Raw genomic sequence first — 16,784 nt, 5'->3', positions numbered from 1 at the left:
GACAGGGGCTTTGGCCTGCCTTGCCCGGACGACCGCAATGCCGGGTGACGGACCGGCCGGCCCGGCGTTGTTCCGGGCATGGACGAGATGCTGGACGTGCTCCTCGACGGGGTCACCGGGCCGCGCCTGAAACTGATCAGCGGGGACGAGGCGAGGGCTTTGATGGTTCTCCTCGGGATGCTCGACGACGACGCACAGCCCGAGGAGGTCCGCCGCGCCGCCGGGGAGATGCGCGTCCGCCTCGGCTCCCGTCTCGCCTGAACCCGAGCCGCTACGACACCCTCTCGTAGGAGACGGCGGCACCGGGGCAGTCCTCCGCATGCTGCGTCGTGCCGGCGGGCAGCGCTCCGGTCGGCGGCGAGTCCTGACGGCGCTCCTGCAGCCCGGGTCTGCTCGGATCCGGCTTCAGGGCAGGGTCCACCAGTGGTCGTCACTCACTGACTGGGCGCCGCGCCGGCATGAGCGGAGAGCCGAGTTGGCGGAAGAGGGTGAGCGCCTTCCTCAGTCTCGCTACGCTTCGCCAACCGCAAGTTCACAACCAGGGGGCATCGTGCGTCACCGCACCCTCGCGGCCGCCGCCGTACTCGTCACTGCCACCGCGTGCGCCGCCCCATCAGGGAGCAAGGCCGACGGCGCGAAGCCTTCGGCCACGGCAACGCAGGAGGTTCCCTCTCCGAGCCCGACGCCGTCGGTCTCTGTGCCCACGCCCAGTGCGCCGTCCCCCACACCGGTCACGCCCAGGCTCACACCTGTCACGATCGACGACTGGCGCTACGGGTATGCCTGGCGGGGTTACTCCGTGGACGTCAAGGGTTCCGGGGGGCAGTACGACAAGCCCGGCGAGGTGCACGTGACGCTGACGGTGCAGATGACCGTCACCGACGACCGCCGCCCTGAGATCCCATCTCCGAACAGCCTGTGGGTGGGTCACAACTACGGTTTCGCCTTCTTCGTCAGACCGTCGAAGTTCCCCGACTGTCTTCCCCTTGAAGGTGTCGGCCTGTGCGAGCTGTCCTCCGGCTCGTTCTACAGCGGCTGCGAGGAACTGCGTAACGACGGCGACGGAACCAACTTCCCGCCGAACGGCCGACTGATCATGAGCTGCCGACTGGAGGCTCCGCTCCCGGAGTCGGTGAAGCCGAGCGATTTCAAGGTTGGCGTCCACTACGACGAATGCTGTGAGTCAGACGCGAAGCACCGGGTGTGGCTGCCCTTCCAAGACCTGTCGGCGCCGCCGCCGAAGAGCGAGCCGGAGCCCGAGCCGAAGGTGGGGCAAGCGTCGTCACGCGCCCTCCGTCAGTAGATCAACGCTCACACTCCTTTGAGAGCGCTCAGGCTTCGCTGCGACAGGTCAGCCGTAGTGGTGACTGAGGCGGCCCGGGCGGATCCGGCCTCAGGCGCTTCGAAGGAGCTCTTCTTCCGGGCCGCCGTCTTCTGGGGCGCCGAGGGGTGGCGGTCTGCTCACGTGTTCCGCCCCTGCCGTCGCAGAGCCTCTGCCGAGGCGTGTTGTCGGTGGTGGCGGTGACCATGGGGTGATGAGCGCCGGTCACGCGCCTGAGGGCCCGCATGCGGGTGTCGACGGGTTGTGCGAGTACATCCGGGGTGCCCTCGCAGGGTGGGTGCCCGGGATGCTCGGCGTCCACGTCCACCGGTCGGTGTCGGGGCCGGCGGAGGTGGCGCGGCTGGTCGCCGCGGTCGCGGACGCCGCCGAACTCACGGTGCTCCCCGGGGGCGACGGTGCGACGGCGCGGGCAGAGTTGCACGCGGCGGCCGCCAGGGCCTTCGCGGCTGTGGGTGAGGGGCCGGGTACGGATGTGCGGGCCGAGCTGGTTGCCGTCCGTGCGGGGTGCCGGCGTGCGGCTGTCGCTGTCGGTCTGGGCGTTCCTGTTGCCTTCTGACCGGGGTGGAGAGCCGGGCTTCCGGCGGGTGGGAACATTCCGGTTTGGTTGACCGTTCATTCACCTGTGGGGTGCGGGAAGGGACTGTGTCCCCGGGCCCGACCTATGCCTGTGGGGAAGATCGTTCGGCTGAAGCCCCTCAGAGCGCTCCGCCGCGAGGCGACCGCCCTTCCCGTCCCCACGCCTTGACCGCTCCGCCCGGCACCCCCCCGCCGGTCGGGGCGCGGCCCCGACCAGGCCCTCTCCCCCCGGGCCGGTCGGGGCCCCGACCAGGCCCTCTCCCCCCGGGCCGGTCGGGGCCCTTTACGCGGGCAACGGATGTCTCCTGGTCCGCACGGTGTCCCGTGCACCGCACGGTGTCCTGGGCGACGCCGTCGGCCGACCAGCCGTCCCAGGCCGGGGCTGCCCTGCAGCTCACGTCCAGCCTCGCGTTCGTATCGGGTCCGCCAGCCGACCGGCCGGCCTGCCTGCAGCACCGCCGCGTCAGGGCCGACGGGTGGGGTGGTCCGCCACGGCATCGCGTACCCGGGGCCGGGCGCGGCCTGCGTATGCAAGCGGCACGACTGCGGCGGCGTAGTCCCTGTTTCCTGGTGCGCCGAGCACGGCGACGCGGCGGGGCCGGTGGTGGAGTGGCACCCCGAAGGCGGGATCCGCTGCACGCATCTGCGCCTGTACCGTACGAGCAGAGCAGATGACCGCGGCCACGTCCGGTGGCTCCCGAACTCATCGACATCGATCATGCGGGTTGCTGCCGTCGGGTCCGTTGCCCGGGGGCGGCGGTCTGAGCGTCGGCGCCGGGGGCTTGCCGGGCCGCCCGGGCGCCCCGGCCGGGGAGGAGCCCGGGGCGTCGGGTGTCCGGGTGCCGTACGGATCCGGGCGGCAGCCCGTTGTGCGGGCGGGCCTGCCCCGTGACGCCAGGGGGAAGGGGCGTCACGGGGACGGGGCCCGCTCCGGAAGCCCAACCCCCACGGTGTGCGCTTCCGGCATCCACGCGTTTAACCCGACCAACCTCCCCTCAAACCCCCCTGCCTTTCCAAGGCTTCTGAGAGGGCGTCAAGGACGGGTGCACTCTCGCGCCACGTGAACGCTGCGGCAGGGGTGGGGCCCCGGATGCCGTGCCGGCCGGTCCGCCGCACTGTGGATGTATGACGGACCGGACGGAGATCGTGATCCATCCCGTGTCGCCGCAGGGCGGGCGCAAGGTCACGGTCCACGCCCTCGGCGTGGACGCGGATCTTGGCCGGGCGTTCACGCCCGGGGATGTGTCGGAGTTCCTGCGCCGGGCCGGGCTGGAGGATGTGGATCTGTCCGAGGACGGGCCGGTCCGGTGGGAGGGTGGCGGCCCCGAGGTGTGGACCGGCGACATCTGAAGCCGCCTGCCACCCTGGGGCGTGCTCTCGCAGGCGAGGGGGTGGCCGTTCCGTCATGAACCGCAGAGCAGCCGGGGAGGTGGCGACGGCCCCGCCGCCGGTCGGGTCTGGCGGGGCCGTCACACGGATTCCGGCCCGGGGTGGTGGGGCCGGCGGCACACGTGCTGTGGACTCAACGCCCACGGCCGCCGCACGTCACGCCGGTTGGGCCGGCCAGGTGTGCATGCGGCTGATGACATCCCACGCGGGCCGGCCACCCGCCCGGCGGCGTGAACGGGGGGAGTGCTCCCGGCTGTGGTGCGGGCCGCAGGCGCGCGGGGGAATGCGAAGTATCCCGGCATCCGTGTCCCGGCATCCGTGGCGGGGCCCGGCCGGGGTGGCTTCGTCGACCGGCCGGGCCCCGCGTGCGTGGACCTCTTGTCGCCCTGCCACCGCGCCACGCGCGAAACCGCACCGCCCGCCGTGAGGCGGGAGGCGGGAGGCGTAGGCCGGTCGGGGCCGACGCCGTTCGGACCCGGGGCTGCCGTGGTGTCGGTCAGGTCCGCCGTGGTGTCCGGGCCGCAGGCGGGTCGTCGGCGAAGAGGGCGAGGAGCCCCGCGATGTCGCGGCCCGCCTCGGCGGGGTGGCGGAACTGTGCCCCGGGGCTGATGCGGTAGCGGTTGCGGCGGCCGCGGCGTACCCGGGTGAGGTATCCCTCCTGCTCCAGGTCCGCGACGATCGCCTGGACGGTCCGCTCGGTGAGTACGCAGGTCTCGGCGACCTCCCGCAGGCGTACTTCGGGATCGCGTGCGAGGGCGAGCAGGACGCGGGCGTGGCTGGTCAGGAACGTCCACGACCCGCCGGAGAGTCCTTCGTCGCGCATGTCTTCAGCATGCGCCCGTTTTGTATATACGTCCTGTTTTTCACGTATTTCTTGACGTATGTCGGATGGTTGCCGACGATGCTGGTGGAAGCAGAAACGGGCCCCAGAAGGTGTGGGGAGGCAGCGATGAGCGGGACCGTTCAGGACGAGCGCCCCGACCTGCCGGGAGCAGCCGGCCTGGAGGTCGGGGTGACCCCCGGCCCGCGGCCCGGCACGGCCCAGGTCGTGGTGAGCGGCGAGATCGACTTCGACAACGCCACGTTCCTCTGTGAGGCCCTCCTGGCCGCCCTCTTCTCCCAACGCGCCACCCTCCTCGTGGACCTGGAGCGGGTGACCTTCTGCGACTGCGCCGGCCTCAACACCCTCCTGACCGCCCGCCACGCCGCCCTCCAGGCCGGTCGCAGCCTGCACATCACGGCGGCCGGCCGCCGGGTCGAGCGGCTCCTGGACCTCACCGACACCCGCTCCCTCCTCACCTGAACGCGTGCGCTCGAAAGCAGGTGATCCCCATGACCGCGCCCGTCCCCCTCGCCCGAAGCCGCGAAGCCCACCACGGCCGCCCCGTGGGCACGCTCATGGCGACGACCCCAGCCACGGCCCGCGAGGCCGAGACCATCCTGTCCGCCGCAGCCGCAGGGGCCGGCCTGACCGAAACCGTCCTGGCCGCCGCGTTGCTCGACGCCTCCCGCGGCATACCCGTCCCGGCCCGCTCCCGGCGGGCGCTGCGACAGGCCGTCCACACGGCCCGCACCCCGGACCCCGCACCCTCCTCGGCGCCGGGTCCGTACCTGATGCCGCTGCGGGAGGACGCCGAGAAGGCCGTCGGCCGGTTCTTCGAGACCCGCCTGCGCCTGACCGCCGCACCCGCAGACCCGGAAACACGCCGCATGCGGGCGCGGCGGGTGCACTCGTCGGCGGCGGTGAGCCGGGTCCGGTGTACTTCGATGTCGGGAGCGGTTCGGCGGTGCCGTCGACCACGCACTGGTCGGCCTACGACGGCCGGGCCCGCCGCCCGCGCGCCGAGGCCCTCCGGGCGGTGTGCGCATGTGGATGGGGCCCGGTTCCGTATCGCCTGGACTGGGACACGATCGGCGACCAGTCCCTGTACGAAGCAGACGTCGACCTCGCGGGACCTCTGGCCGACTGGACCGTGCACCTGTCCGTCGTCCGCGAGGCGGCCGTGCCGCTGCCCGAGCCGTTGGCCGCGCTCCTGGTCGAGATGGCCGAGCAGCTGAGGTCAGCCTCCCGGATGTGCCCGTCGCCGTCGGCGTCGAGCATGTCGAAGGAGCGGTCGAGCTTGTCACCCAGGACGGTGCCTGAACTCATGGGTGGTGCCTCTCTCGGCTTTCCTGACCTGGTTGGTCGTCCGGAACGTACCCACGGCGTTTAGCAATAAGGCGTCCCTTATGGGTGATTGATCCGGAATCAGGTTTACCCGGTCCGGAGGGCGGGCGGAGCGCGCCGGCCGCGGTGCGGGAAGGCCCTCGGGCGGCGGGAGAGCGGCCCGGGTATCGAGCCGGCCGGGCCCGGGCGCGGCCATGCTCGTCGTCCGCCGGCGCCGGCACGGAGACGGCCGGCGGTGACAAGCGCCGGGTTCCCTCTGTGCTACCACCCTGCTACCTTGCTGGTATGAGCAGCGCGAAGAAGCAGACCCAGCTCAGGCTGGAGCCCGACATCCTGGCCGCCGGGAAAGATGCCGCAGCCGCCCGCGGCCTGGATTTCAACCAGTACGTACAGCGTCTGATCACCGAGGACACCACCGGCGCCCGCGCGGCCGGTATGGCCGCCGCCCAACGGCTCCTCGACACCCACGGGGACTTCCTGCAGAACCTGGAAGACGAACTCGACGACCAGCACCGTCCGACCGTGCGGAACAGCCGGGGCGCGGCTGCGTGAGCATGTCCCTGCACGTCGACCTCACCTGGATCCTGGAAATCGCCGAACGCTCCGGTCACCGCGACCCCGCCCCCGACGACCTCGGGGTCCCGATCGCCGCCGTCGCCCGCCACCGCGCCGAACTCCTCGAACAGCCCGTCTACGGCGGCCCCTACGCCCGGGCCGCAGCCCTCGTCCACACCCTGGGCCGCTGCCGCTGGCTGGAACGCTCCAACCTCACGGTCGCCTGCGCAACGGCGGTCATGTACCTCACGGCCAGCGGCATCCCCGCCGACCCCAGCCGCGAACAGCTCACCGCCCTCGCCCACGAGCTGTACGACCCCCGCACCACCACCGCACGCATCGCCGAACTCCTGCGCACCTGGCGATAGGCGGAAGCACTGCCCCGTCCGCGCCCGGGCAACGACTGCCCGACGTGCCGGGCCCTTCTGCGCAGTAGCGGGGACAGGGGTTGAATCTGCGACCTCTGGGTTATGAGCCCAGCGAGCTACCGCGCTGCCCCACTCCGCGTCGGCTCACGCCTGTGGCTGCTGCCGGCCGCCCGCATGCAGAAGATCGGCGAGGGTGAGGGCACGCACCGTCGCCCGGCACCTGAGGCAGCTGCCGCACCTGACCCAGCGCAAGAAGCCGCGATCGATGAGGCAGCCGGCGAAGCCCTGTCGGGGGAGTGGTCGGAGTACGAGTGGATCGTCCTCTACGGGGTGGCCGGATTCCCGGGCCGCCGGCACCGGGCGGGGCTGGGCGGGCACGACATTCCAGGCCAACGCCCCGCCCGCCATGGCCGGTAATCGATTGATTGCTCCCGGCGGTCGGTGGGGTAGATCGGCTACGCCCGATCCGAGTACGACCCTCAGAAGGAGAACGCTCATGTCCGACGACCAGCCCACCGAGGCCGCATCCGACGAGGCCGACACCCAGCAGGCCGCGAAGCCCGGCCAGCAGGGTCGGCAGACTCTCGAGAAGAAGTTCATCGAGGGACAGGTCATCACCCACACGATCGTGAAGCCGCTGCCGGGCGCAGGGCAGACCGAGGCCTGAACCCTGCCGCGTCGGCCGAGGCGTGAGCGGAGGCTCGGCCACGACCCCCCGTAGTGCCCCCAGCGTGGCTACGCCGCCCACCCGGGCCCGGGGCCGACAGGGGTGACGAACTTGCAGGTGGCGGGGGCACGCCTGGTCTTGGTGTTCGGCAGGAACACGGCGAGCTCGACCCACGGTACCGTCCTCCAGCTGTTCCGCGTGGGCCCTGCGGCATCTCCGGCTTCCGCTGTTCGGCAGGCCATCTGCCGACGTCCATCCCGTGGATGGTGAAGCCGGGCAGGACTTCCGCCCGGCATTCCTCATCGCCCCGGGTGGGTGGGTGGGTGGCGCCCCGGGCTGGATTCAGGCTTGGGGCGGCCAGTTCCAGCCGAATCAACTCTCTGCGCACGGGGGGATTGCGTTCCGTCAGGTTCGGGTGGAGTGATCTCCTGCCCTCCCGGCCCGAGGAGCGATCAGTGGCCCAGCTCGATGCCACCTACGACGAACGGAAGGTCTCCCGCTCGGTGGACCGGCTGCGCCGGCGCCGGCCGGCCGACATCCTGGCCGGGGTGACGCTGCACGCCGCGGCCCGCCCGGAGCAGGGCCAGCAGCCCGTGTTCGACGCCTCGTATCGGCTCGGCCCGAGTCGCGTCGCGCGGGTGTCAGGCAGTGAGGACCAGGGCGAGGGTGGCCGTGACCGGAGCCAGGTAGAGCAGGGGGAAGGCGACGGTCTTGTACGAGCGGGCCCGCAGCACGGTGACGACAGCGCCGAGGAAGTAGAGCACCAGGCCGGCCCCGGCCAGCAACGCGATCACGGGCACCGCCAACCCGATCAGCAGACCGGCCGCGCCGGCGAACTTGGCCAGGGCGAGCGGGGTCCACCAGGATCGGGGCACCCCGTACTGGACCAGGGGTTCGACCACGAATGGGGCTCTGCGCATCAGGGACAGGCCAAAGAAGCCGACCCGGACAGCGGTCAAAAAGGGTGACGACGGCCGGCGTGAGGACCGCCTGGGCCAGGGGGAGGGCGGCCTCCTCTTGTTTTCACCCAGGCGGCCACCCGTCAGTTCCGGTTTGCCTCCAGGGTGTCCTTGGCCACGAGAACCCCGTCGGACCAGCAGAGCCGGTAGAGGTCCACCTGGTCCAGCAGGTCGCGACCGGAGCGGTAGAACTGGCAGTTGGTACCCGGCGGCCGGGGTGCGGAACGGGCGTGGTCGGGCGGATACGGGAAGGTGCTGGCCGGCAGTAGACGGCTGAGCTCGGCGCGGGGTCGTCCTGGCTCCAGGGCGTCGAACCGGGACGGCGGGAGTACGCCCGTCGTCAGCTGCCAGGCCAGATAGACGGCGGCCGGGACGAAGAACGCTGCTGCGGTGACGGGCGCCGCGAATGCGGCAACGGTGCGGCGCCGGGCGGTGCGCCGCACCGAGGCGAGCCGTTCGGCGGATTCCGGGGCGGCGCGGTGGTCGGTGTGCCCGCTGCGCCCGGTGGCGGCTGCCTGCGTCAGCGGGCGGGCCGGGGCCTGGTGGGGGAGGACGGCGGTGACACGGAAACCGCCCTGGTGCGGGCCGGTGCGCAAGGTGCCGCCGAGGACCACCACCCGTTCCCGAAGCCCTGTCAGTCCCCGGCCTCCGCTTGTAGGCGCCTGCTCGCCTGCCTGTTCGGCCCGCCCGTCCCACGCGGCGGCGTTCACGACGCTCACGCGGGTGTGGTCGGTTGCGTGGTGGATTTTCACACTGATGGCGCGGCTCGGGGCGTGCTTCACGGCGTTGGTGAGGGCTTCCTGCACCACCCGGTACATCCCGCGTTCGACCAGTGGTGGCAGGACGGGCACCGCTCCACGCTGTTCCCAGCTCACCGGCACCCCGGAAGCGGCCGCCCGGCCGAGGAGGTCCGCGACCGTGTCCTTGACGGACAACCCGCCCGCGCCCTCCGGTGTCCCGGTTCCTGCCTCCCGCGGTTCGTGCAGGACAGCGACGGTCTGCCGCAGCTGCTCGACGGCGTCGGCGATCGTGCCGCGCAGCTCGGCGAGGTCGGCGCGATCACGGTCGGTGAGATCGGGGGAGAGTTCCAGGGCGCCGGCGCGCAGGGCGACCAGGCTCAGGACATGCCCGAGTGAGTCGTGCATGTCGGCCGCGATGTCCGCGCGTTCGGTCAGCCGGGCCCGCTCCGCGACGAGGTGCTGGCGCTCCTCCAGGCTCTGGGCCAGCCTCCATCCGTCCCGCACGAGTTCACGCCGACCGCGCCAGTGGCGTCCCGCCAGCCACGGCAGCAGGAGCGCGGCGGGTATCGCCGTCAGGGTGTAGAACCACCACACGGCCGGCACCCGCAGCACGGCGCAGACCGCGACGTCGAACCCCAGGCACGCCGCGAGCACCACCAGCGGTCCCCGGGCCCGTGTGACCCGTAGACCGAGCAGACAGCTCAGCGCGGCCAGCGACAGGACATGGGCGTTGGCCGGGGTCGCGGAATCGGCCAGCCCCAGTGCGCACAACCCGTTGACGACGAGCACCGCCACCGCCGGCCGACTGCGGGACAGCGGTACGGTCACCGCCAGCACGGCCAGGGGAAGCAGCAGGTCCACCACCGGCGAGGCGGCCCCGCCTGCGTCCCGGAACCCGTATCCGGTGGCGGCGGCGAGCACGGTCCACAGCGCCCCGTCGGCGAGAACGAGCCTGGCCGGGGGGATGCGAGGGTGCCGCATGGTGCGTGGAGTCCTTTCGGCCGGGTGTCGGGACGTGCTTGCGTCGATTCTCCGGGACGTGCGCCTGGCGCCCGCCGGTGCCCGGCCGTCGGCAGGCGCCCGGACCGCGCTGACGCACTGTCAGGCGTCCCTGCGGCGCAGCACGTACAGGCCGCTCACGTGCGCCACCGCCGACCACGCGGCCACGATGAGGACGGCTGTCGCCGAGGAGTACGGGGCGTCGCCGCCGACACGCGTGAAGTGGTCGCCCGCTCCGTACGGCAGAGCGTCGTTCACGGCCGCGAGCGCGTCGCCGCCGAGCCCCAGGAGTACGCTCGGCAGCGCCCACAGCAGTGTGGCGAGGGTCGACAGTGCGCCGGCCGGGTGCCGCGCGGAGAAGGCCACACCGACGGTGAGTACGGCCACGAGCGCCTGATAGACCCCGATCGAGAGGATCTGACCGACGGCCGTGCCGGCGTCGAACGAGGCCCGACCGTCGAATGCCACCCAGGCAACGACCGTGCCCACCACGGCGAACACGGCACCAGCGAGGAATGCGACCATGCCCGTCACCAGCGCCTTCGCCGCCTGGACCCGATGCCGTCGCGGCACCCACAGCAGGGAGGCCCGCATGGTCCCCGTCGAATACTCGGAGGTCACCGCGACCGTGGCCAGGATGACGACAGCGAACTGGGTGACGACGACGGAGGCGGCCGCCGCGTTCCCCACGGGCTGGACCGCCTGTTCGTTGATGCGGGCGATCGAGGCGTAGTAGAACGTGAACACGGCCGTGACCGCGAGCCCCGCCAGAAGACAGAGGTAGGGGGCCCGGACGGACCAGAGCTTCGTCCACTCGCATGCCAAGGCCCCGGCGAAACCACCAGATGTGCTCCGTCCTGGAACCTCGTGTTCCTCCAGCGACAGCGCAACCGTCCGCTTCCCGGACGATGTCGCGGTGATCACTGCTGTCCCCTCTCCTCAGTGGCGCCGGACACGTACTCGACGCTCCGCGCGGTCAGGTTCATGTACGCCTGCTCCAGCGAAACCCTTACGTCGCTCAGCGCGTGCAGCCGCACGCTGCAGTGGTGGGCAAGGTCACCGACCTCGGCAGCGCTCATGCCGTCCACGGCGAGCTCCCCCGACGCGGACGTCTCCACGCTCACGCCGTCGGCCGCCGTCAGACAACCGACCAGCGTGGACCGCCCTTCCGGGTCGGGCACCGAGGCCCGTGCCGAGGCAGGCGATGCGGCGGCCAGGAACGCCGCCAGGGAGGAGTCGCTCAGCAGCCGTCCCCGCCCGATCACGACAAGGTGATCGGCCGTCACCTCCATCTCGCTCATCAGATGGCTGGAGAGGAACACGGTGCGCCCCTCCGCCGCCTGGTCCCGCACGAGCCGGCGGATCCACTGCACACCGTCTGGGTCGAGGCCGTTGACCGGTTCGTCCAGGATCAGTACGGGCGGGTCGCCGAGCAGGGCGCCCGCCACTCCGAGCCGCCCGCTCATACCCAGCGAGTACGTGCCGGCCGGCCTGCGGGCCGCCTTGGCCAGGCCCACCGCCTCCAGAACCTCATCCACCCGGCGTGCCGGAATGCCGTTGGCCAGGGCTTGGGCGAGCAGGTGCGTGCGACCGGAGCGGGCCGGGTGGACGGCCCGGGCGTCCAGCATCGCCCCGACGGCCCGCAACGGCCGGCGCAGGTCCGCATAGGGCCGGCCGGCGATCAGGGCCCGGCCGCGCGTGGGGTGGTCGAGACCCAGGATCATGCGCATCGTGGTGGACTTCCCGGCCCCGTTGGGGCCCAGGAAGCCGGTCACCCGGCCGGCTCGGATGTCGAACGTAAGGTCGTCCACGGCCACTGTGTCGCCGTAGCGTTTGGTCAGTCCTCGGAGGCTGATCACGAAGTTCCCTTCGCTGTCGGTCGGAAGGCTCAGCGCACGGGACGCGGAGCAGGGCGTACGGAAGGCGGGAGCCCGCCGCGATCCCCGTACGGCAAGGACGCTATGAGCGCACGACGCCGACGCCCATGGGCCGAAAGGAAGGCGCATCCTGCCTTTCGTCGGGGGGAGCACTCCGCCCCGGGACGGAACCGCGGGGCTCACCATCGGCACGGCCGTGACTCGGCCGTAGGCTCCTCGCGTGGAAGAGACGACACCGAAAGGCCGGCCTGTACGTGTCCTGGTGGCCGACGACGAGGCAATGGTCCGTGCCGGCGTATGCGCCATCCTGGCCCGGGACCCGCACATCGACGTGGTCGCCGAGGCGGGCGACGGCAACCAGGCCCTCGCACTCACCCGCCGACACCGGCCGGACGTGGTCCTGCTGGACATCCAGATGCCAGGCCTCGACGGGTTGACGGCGGTAGCCCGACTTCGCCGAGAACCGACAACCGTCGGTGTGATCATGCTGACGACCTTCGGCCAGGACGAGTACATCACCCGAGCACTTGAGGAAGGCGCTGACGGTTTCCTGCTCAAGGCGGACGACCCCAGAGAACTCCTCAACGGCGTAAGGGCGGTCGGCGCCGGCGGTGCCTACCTCTCCCCCCGCGTCGCCGGCCGGGTCATCGCTGGAATGCGCGCCCACCGCACGGCACACCCCCACCGCTCCCTGGACCGGCTCACGCAACGGGAGCGCGACGTCTTGGCGGGGCTCGCCGCAGGGCTGTCCAACGCGGAGATCGCGAGCCGACTGCACCTCGTCGAGGGCACCGTGAAAGCACACGTCAGCGCCGTCCTGACGAAACTGGGCGCCCGCAACCGAGTGGAGGCGGCCGTCGCCGCCCACGAGGCGGGCCTGACACCGCCGCGCAGCGGCTGACCTGGGCTCCCCGCGCTTCCCGAGCGCTGTACCCCGGCGGTCATCCGCGGCCCGCAAGAACCCGATCCGCGTGCCGATCCGGACGGAAGCGTCCACAGAAGGAACTTCCGTGGCCGGCCGCCCAACTGCCGAAACCCACCCGGTGCTGGGCCGACCGCTGTTGTGGCTGGACGCACAGGCCCAACAGGCTCCCGCGCGCTGCGGTGCGGGCGTACGGCCCGGCCCCTTCCCCCTTCTTGGGCTTGGGCTTGGGCTTGGCAGCGGGGCGCACGGTAGGCCCGGGCGGGGTCGTCCGGCGCGGGCCGGACCGGGCCTTCGGCCCTGCGATCGGGAGCCCGCCGGGCGGGCTGAGTCTCGCCGGACGCTTCGCGGGCCGCGGGCCGCGGGACGGGCCGGCGCGGGAGCCCGGCCGGCCTGGGGAACGGCGCCGGTCGGGTGCGCGGACACAGGTTCGGGCATGGGGGAGAGGGCGGGCAAGCCGTGAGGGAGGCCCCTGTGACGCTCAGACAGACCGCCGGTTGAGCCGATGCCGGCGCAGGCCGCGGAAGCCGTGCCGGGCCCGGCGGCGTTGCGGGCGGGGGTGGCGTACGAGCAGAAGCTGGACGGTCACCGCGCGCTCCTCTTCACCGCGGCCGGCTCCGGGGCACGTGCTGGTGCCGAGCTGCCGCGGAGCGCTGGTCCAGGACCGGTGGCCGGACCTGGTGGCGGCCGCCGAGGCACAGTTGCCGCACGGCCTGGTCCTCGACGGCGAACTGGTCGTATGGGACACCGAGGCAGGCCGGTTGTCCTTCGAGGCGTTGCAGCGCCGGGTGCCGTGAGCACGGCGACGCGGTGGGGCCGGTGATGGAGTGGCATCCCGGTGGCGGGATCCGCTGCACGGACCTGCTGCAGTGACTCCCGAACTGACTCGCTGACAAAGCCACGGGGCCGTCACACGGATTCCGGCCCGGGGTGGTGGGCCGTCGGCACACGTGCTGCGGACTCATACGCCTGCGGCCGCCGTACGACACGCCGGCTGCGCCGGTCAGGTGTGCAGGCGGCTGTTGGGGCCGTCCCGATCGCCGGCGCTCTCGTCGTTGAACCAGTAGTCCCCGGCCGCCAGATACCGGAAGGAATGCGTGCTCTCGGAGGGCAGCTCGACCGTGACGGCCCGCTTCCCGTCCTTGCGCGGCGTGAGGGTGTGGACGCCGGGCTGCCAGTCGTTGAAGTCGCCCACCACGCTGACCAGCCCCGGCAGTACACGGTGTCCTGACGGCGGCCTGCTCCGGCGAAGGTCAGGCGACCGCAGACCGGACAGGTCAGCAGCCGGACCATGCCGGTGTCGCCGTTCCACTCCGCTTCACCCGGCATCAGCCCGAGCCCCCGCATGCGGCCGGCGGTCCCGCGCTCCCGGTACGCCTGGGCTCGGCAGACGTCGTCGCAGCAGAGGCGCCGGGGTGGGGTGTCCCTGGGCAACCGAGCCGGCGGCGCGGCCCGCCGTGTGTTCGGTGGGCCGCGTGTCCGGCTACTGGCGGGTGTTGTGGGTTCGGCCGTTCCGGTTGCGGACCTTGGCCCGGATCTTCTTGGCTGTGTATCCGATCCCGGTGAGGAGGGCTGCGGCCAGGGTGTTGCCGAGGAGGTCGTGGCCGAGGAAGGCGTAGAGCGTGGACAGCGTCATGGTGTTCTCCCCTGGTAGTAGGGCCGACTGGGGTAAGGAGAGATTCACCGGCACAGGGCCGTCCAAGAGCGGGGGGTCGTAGTTGGGCCTGGTGGGAGGGGGTGCAGGGTTGGTCATCGGGTGGTCGGTGTTGGACGGCACGGCGGGAGAGGGGTGCGGTGACTCCGCAGCGTGAGATCGACGAGGAGACGGCGAGCGGCCGGCTGGCGCTGTTCCTGGTGCGGCTGACCCGGGGCGCAACGGTCCGTGAGCTGGCGCACCGGTTCGGCCGCAGCAGCTCGACGTGGGGCAACTACCTCAACGGGGCCCAGCTCATCCCGAAACAACTCGTGGGGAACCTGGTGGAGTCCTTCACCACGCCCGGCGCCGTCCGCAACGCCAAGGCGACCCGCGCGTGGGAGCTGTGGGCCGCGGCCGACGCGGAGCGCCGCGCCTTGCGCACCGCGTCCGGCGGGGGCCTCGTACCTCCGCACCAGCGGCGCGACGACGCACTGCAGCAGGTCATCAAGTACCAGGCGCTGGCGGCGAACGCGGAGAAGCACCTCGCGGAACTGCGCCCGATGCTCGCCTACACGCAGAGCCGGCTGGAGAACGCGGAGCTCCACCTGAAGCAGGCCGGCCAGCGGGAGCGGGCACGTGTGGAGCGGCAGCTCGGCCAGGCGAAGGAACGGCTGAGCCGTGTCCGGGTGCAGCAGGAGCGGGCCCGGAATCGCAGGATGACGGCGGAGGAGCAGCAGGAGTTCTGGACGACGGAGGCGCTGACCGCCCAGGAGGAGATCAGCCGCCTGGAGCGTGAGGCGCAGGACCTCGTGGTCCCGAAGGGGATTCCGGAACCTGCCCGCCGCGACGAGCCGGACGACTTCGATTTCGAGACCCGCCTGGAACACATCACCGCCGAAGGCCTCGAAGACGAGGCCCTGATCGACGAAGACCTCCAGACGGCCCCTTCCGACCCCGACCCCGACCCCGACCCCGACGGCGACGACGGGATCCGTGACCTCCTCCCTGTTCAGGGTGCTGTCCAATCCGTGTCCAATCCTGTGTTGGACAAGCCGGCTGCCGGCGCAGATGTCCAGCGGCAAGCGGTGGTGCGTGACTTGGGCGGGGATGCGGCGCCGGGGGCTGGGCCGGCCGTGCTCGCCGAGGATCAGGCCCTGCCCCGGTCGGAGGAGACCGGGCAGTTCCCGGAAGTGGTCGAGGAGCGGCTGGAGGCCCAGGACGCGGAGCTCGACGAGCTTGGCGAGGGGGTCGGTCTCGAACCCCCAGCCGGTGGCGACACTGCGGCGGCCGAGCCGCCGGTTGTCCCGGGACAACCGGCGGACAAGTCCGGTGAGGCGGCTGACCTGTCTGTCCCGGGGCAACGGCAGGACAGCCAGGACAACGCGGTGAACAGCGAGAACGACAGTTCCGGGCAGAGGGACGAACAGCTCCTGGACCTGCTGGAGACCGTGCAGACCGCCGCGGACGTGGCGCGCTCGTTCAAGCACTTGGAGGAGCGCGACGGCAGCTCGACCCGGTTGACGGTGGCCGGGCTGGCCGGCGAGGCCTTCGGTACGCCTACCCCAGGCGTCGCGATCCCCCCGAAGGACCCACCCCCCGCGGCGGCCGGTCCCGGGACGTCTCCGCAGCCCACGGCGGCCCGCTTCGACGAGCCGGCGCCGGTGTTCGTGGGAATCGTCCTGGTCAGTCTCGCACTCATCGTCATCGGCCTGTTCCAGCACACCCCCGGGCCTTTCGCGGACGCCCGGCTGACAACCGCCGGATGGTGGTTCACCGGCAGCGGCGTCTTCCTGGGCCTGGCCCCTTTCATTTCCCTGCTCGTGCACGATGCGAGGACAAATCCCGTCGCCCCGAGTGAGACGGACGACCAGCCGTACGACCAGATGTACGGCTACCCCCCGATGGGGTGAGCGGCCCAGGGCTCAGGCACTTTCCATATTGATCATGCGGCGGGTTGCTGCCGTCGGGTCCGTTGCCCGGGGGCGGCGGTCTGAGCGTCGGCGCCGGGGGCTTGCCGGGCGGCCTCGGGTCCCCGGCCGGGGAGGGGGCCGGGAACCCGGGGGTGTCCGGGTGCCGTACGGATCCGGGCGGCAGCCCGTCGTGCGGGCGGGCCTGCCGCATGACGCCGGGGGGAAGGGCGGCATGCGGCGGGACCCGCTCCGGAGAGCGCCCCACCCGCAAGGTGTTCGCTTCCGGTATCCACGCGTCTGTCCCGGCCGCCCTCCCCCAAACGCCGTCCCCTCCAGAGGTTCTGAGGGGACGCCAAGTCCTGCCGTGCTCTCGCGGCCGCGAGAGCAGCCACGTCGGCCACTGCGGATGCTGTACGAGTCGGCCCGCCGCACTGTGGATGCAAGGCGGACCGGATTGAGATCGTGATCCACCCCGTGTCGCCGCAGGGCGGGCGCAAGGTCACCGCGCACGCGCACACGCTCGGCGTGGACGCGGACCTCGGCCGGGCGTTCACGCCCGCGGAGGTGTCGGAGCTCCTGCGCCGGGCGCCGGCCTGGAGGATGTGGACCTGTCCGAGGACGGGCCGATCCGGTGGGGAGGGAGGCGGCCCGAGTGTGGACCAGCGACATCGGAGACG

General features: G+C 72.0%; 18 protein-coding genes and 1 tRNA gene. 11 read left to right on the top strand and 8 right to left on the bottom strand.

Annotated features, from left to right (window positions below):
- Window positions 1-78: 78 nt before the first annotated feature.
- The 3 genes from ACFY0D_RS29215 (at window position 79) to ACFY0D_RS29205 (ending at window position 3,268) form a co-directional block, all read left to right on the top strand.
- Window positions 79-261: a hypothetical protein gene (locus tag ACFY0D_RS29215; protein WP_390801006.1), complete on the top strand. Its 183-nt coding sequence runs from the start codon at window positions 79-81 to the stop codon at window positions 259-261.
- A 289-nt stretch (window positions 262-550) separates the two neighbouring features.
- The gene (locus ACFY0D_RS29210) at window positions 551-1,303 is read left to right on the top strand and encodes a hypothetical protein (RefSeq protein ID WP_390801005.1); all 753 of its coding nucleotides are present in this window, start codon (window positions 551-553) and stop codon (window positions 1,301-1,303) included.
- Between the two features lie 1,740 nt (window positions 1,304-3,043).
- Entirely contained in the window at window positions 3,044-3,268 is a 225-nt protein-coding gene (locus ACFY0D_RS29205) for a hypothetical protein (RefSeq protein WP_390801004.1), read from the top strand.
- A gap of 535 nt (window positions 3,269-3,803) precedes the next feature.
- Here the strand turns inward: ACFY0D_RS29205 and ACFY0D_RS29200 are convergent.
- Window positions 3,804-4,130: a MarR family transcriptional regulator gene (locus ACFY0D_RS29200; protein WP_390801003.1), complete on the bottom strand. Its 327-nt coding sequence runs from the start codon at window positions 4,128-4,130 to the stop codon at window positions 3,804-3,806.
- Window positions 4,131-4,256: 126 nt separating this feature from the next.
- Between ACFY0D_RS29200 and ACFY0D_RS29195 the strand changes: the two genes are divergently transcribed.
- The 4 genes from ACFY0D_RS29195 to ACFY0D_RS29180 all read left to right on the top strand — a co-directional run bounded on the left by ACFY0D_RS29195 (window position 4,257) and on the right by ACFY0D_RS29180 (window position 6,397).
- Window positions 4,257-4,610: an STAS domain-containing protein gene (locus ACFY0D_RS29195; RefSeq protein WP_390801002.1), complete on the top strand. Its 354-nt coding sequence runs from the start codon at window positions 4,257-4,259 to the stop codon at window positions 4,608-4,610.
- Window positions 4,611-5,094: 484 nt separating this feature from the next.
- Window positions 5,095-5,520 carry a hypothetical protein gene (locus tag ACFY0D_RS29190; protein WP_390801001.1) on the top strand — a complete coding sequence of 142 codons (426 nt, stop codon included), beginning with the start codon at window positions 5,095-5,097 and terminating at the stop codon, window positions 5,518-5,520.
- A 239-nt stretch (window positions 5,521-5,759) separates the two neighbouring features.
- Window positions 5,760-6,026 carry a hypothetical protein gene (locus ACFY0D_RS29185; protein WP_390801000.1) on the top strand — a complete coding sequence of 89 codons (267 nt, stop codon included), beginning with the start codon at window positions 5,760-5,762 and terminating at the stop codon, window positions 6,024-6,026.
- A gap of 2 nt (window positions 6,027-6,028) precedes the next feature.
- A complete protein-coding gene (locus ACFY0D_RS29180) occupies window positions 6,029-6,397 on the top strand; it encodes a fic family toxin-antitoxin system, toxin component (RefSeq protein WP_390801032.1) in 369 nt (122 codons plus the stop codon).
- A 65-nt stretch (window positions 6,398-6,462) separates the two neighbouring features.
- Here ACFY0D_RS29180 and ACFY0D_RS29175 read toward each other — a convergent pair.
- Window positions 6,463-6,536: transfer RNA gene (locus ACFY0D_RS29175), tRNA-Met, on the bottom strand.
- Window positions 6,537-6,893: 357 nt separating this feature from the next.
- Here ACFY0D_RS29175 and ACFY0D_RS29170 point away from each other — a divergent pair.
- Complete coding sequence (locus ACFY0D_RS29170; RefSeq protein WP_390800999.1) at window positions 6,894-7,064, top strand: hypothetical protein; 171 nt, start codon at window positions 6,894-6,896, stop codon at window positions 7,062-7,064.
- Window positions 7,065-7,705: 641 nt separating this feature from the next.
- On the opposite strand, the gene ACFY0D_RS29165 is transcribed toward ACFY0D_RS29170, so the two are convergent.
- The 4 genes from ACFY0D_RS29165 to ACFY0D_RS29150 all read right to left on the bottom strand — a co-directional run bounded on the left by ACFY0D_RS29165 (window position 7,706) and on the right by ACFY0D_RS29150 (window position 11,621).
- Window positions 7,706-8,023: a DoxX family protein gene (locus ACFY0D_RS29165; protein ID WP_390800998.1), complete on the bottom strand. Its 318-nt coding sequence runs from the start codon at window positions 8,021-8,023 to the stop codon at window positions 7,706-7,708.
- Between the two features lie 83 nt (window positions 8,024-8,106).
- Window positions 8,107-9,744, bottom strand: a complete 1,638-nt coding sequence (locus ACFY0D_RS29160) for a sensor histidine kinase (protein WP_390800997.1) — start codon at window positions 9,742-9,744, stop codon at window positions 8,107-8,109.
- A gap of 120 nt (window positions 9,745-9,864) precedes the next feature.
- On the bottom strand, window positions 9,865-10,587 hold the full coding sequence (locus ACFY0D_RS29155; protein WP_390800996.1) for an ABC transporter permease: 723 nt from the start codon (window positions 10,585-10,587) through the stop codon (window positions 9,865-9,867).
- 95 nt (window positions 10,588-10,682) lie between these two features.
- Complete coding sequence (locus tag ACFY0D_RS29150) at window positions 10,683-11,621, bottom strand: ABC transporter ATP-binding protein (protein ID WP_390800995.1); 939 nt, start codon at window positions 11,619-11,621, stop codon at window positions 10,683-10,685.
- A gap of 238 nt (window positions 11,622-11,859) precedes the next feature.
- Here ACFY0D_RS29150 and ACFY0D_RS29145 point away from each other — a divergent pair, with 238 nt between their 5' ends.
- Both ACFY0D_RS29145 and ACFY0D_RS29140 read left to right on the top strand, forming a co-directional pair.
- Entirely contained in the window at window positions 11,860-12,540 is a 681-nt protein-coding gene (locus ACFY0D_RS29145) for a response regulator (protein ID WP_390800994.1), read from the top strand.
- A 647-nt stretch (window positions 12,541-13,187) separates the two neighbouring features.
- Complete coding sequence (locus ACFY0D_RS29140; RefSeq protein ID WP_390800993.1) at window positions 13,188-13,358, top strand: hypothetical protein; 171 nt, start codon at window positions 13,188-13,190, stop codon at window positions 13,356-13,358.
- A 206-nt stretch (window positions 13,359-13,564) separates the two neighbouring features.
- On the opposite strand, the gene ACFY0D_RS29135 is transcribed toward ACFY0D_RS29140, so the two are convergent.
- Window positions 13,565-13,756: a hypothetical protein gene (locus ACFY0D_RS29135; protein ID WP_390800992.1), complete on the bottom strand. Its 192-nt coding sequence runs from the start codon at window positions 13,754-13,756 to the stop codon at window positions 13,565-13,567.
- Window positions 13,757-14,044: 288 nt separating this feature from the next.
- On the bottom strand, window positions 14,045-14,197 hold the full coding sequence (locus tag ACFY0D_RS29130) for a hypothetical protein (protein WP_390800991.1): 153 nt from the start codon (window positions 14,195-14,197) through the stop codon (window positions 14,045-14,047).
- 158 nt (window positions 14,198-14,355) lie between these two features.
- Between ACFY0D_RS29130 and ACFY0D_RS29125 the strand changes: the two genes are divergently transcribed.
- Window positions 14,356-16,107, top strand: a complete 1,752-nt coding sequence (locus ACFY0D_RS29125) for a hypothetical protein (RefSeq protein ID WP_390800990.1) — start codon at window positions 14,356-14,358, stop codon at window positions 16,105-16,107.
- The last annotated feature ends 677 nt before the right edge of the window (window positions 16,108-16,784 follow it).

The sequence above is a fragment of the Streptomyces sp. NPDC001502 genome, from assembly GCF_042894785.1.
GTDB lineage: Bacteria > Actinomycetota > Actinomycetes > Streptomycetales > Streptomycetaceae > Streptomyces > Streptomyces kutzneri.
This window is presented reverse-complemented; position numbering and strand designations above follow the sequence as displayed.

Coding starts and splice junctions, on each gene's coding strand:
- ACFY0D_RS29215 (WP_390801006.1), top strand. CDS start 79: ATGGACGAGATGCTGGACGTGCTCCTCGACGGGGTCACCGGGCCGCGC.
- ACFY0D_RS29205 (WP_390801004.1), top strand. CDS start 3,044: ATGACGGACCGGACGGAGATCGTGATCCATCCCGTGTCGCCGCAGGGC.
- ACFY0D_RS29200 (WP_390801003.1), bottom strand. CDS start 4,130: ATGCGCGACGAAGGACTCTCCGGCGGGTCGTGGACGTTCCTGACCAGC.
- ACFY0D_RS29195 (WP_390801002.1), top strand. CDS start 4,257: ATGAGCGGGACCGTTCAGGACGAGCGCCCCGACCTGCCGGGAGCAGCC.
- ACFY0D_RS29185 (WP_390801000.1), top strand. CDS start 5,760: ATGAGCAGCGCGAAGAAGCAGACCCAGCTCAGGCTGGAGCCCGACATC.
- ACFY0D_RS29180 (WP_390801032.1), top strand. CDS start 6,029: ATGTCCCTGCACGTCGACCTCACCTGGATCCTGGAAATCGCCGAACGC.
- ACFY0D_RS29170 (WP_390800999.1), top strand. CDS start 6,894: ATGTCCGACGACCAGCCCACCGAGGCCGCATCCGACGAGGCCGACACC.
- ACFY0D_RS29160 (WP_390800997.1), bottom strand. CDS start 9,744: ATGCGGCACCCTCGCATCCCCCCGGCCAGGCTCGTTCTCGCCGACGGG.
- ACFY0D_RS29130 (WP_390800991.1), bottom strand. CDS start 14,197: ATGACGCTGTCCACGCTCTACGCCTTCCTCGGCCACGACCTCCTCGGC.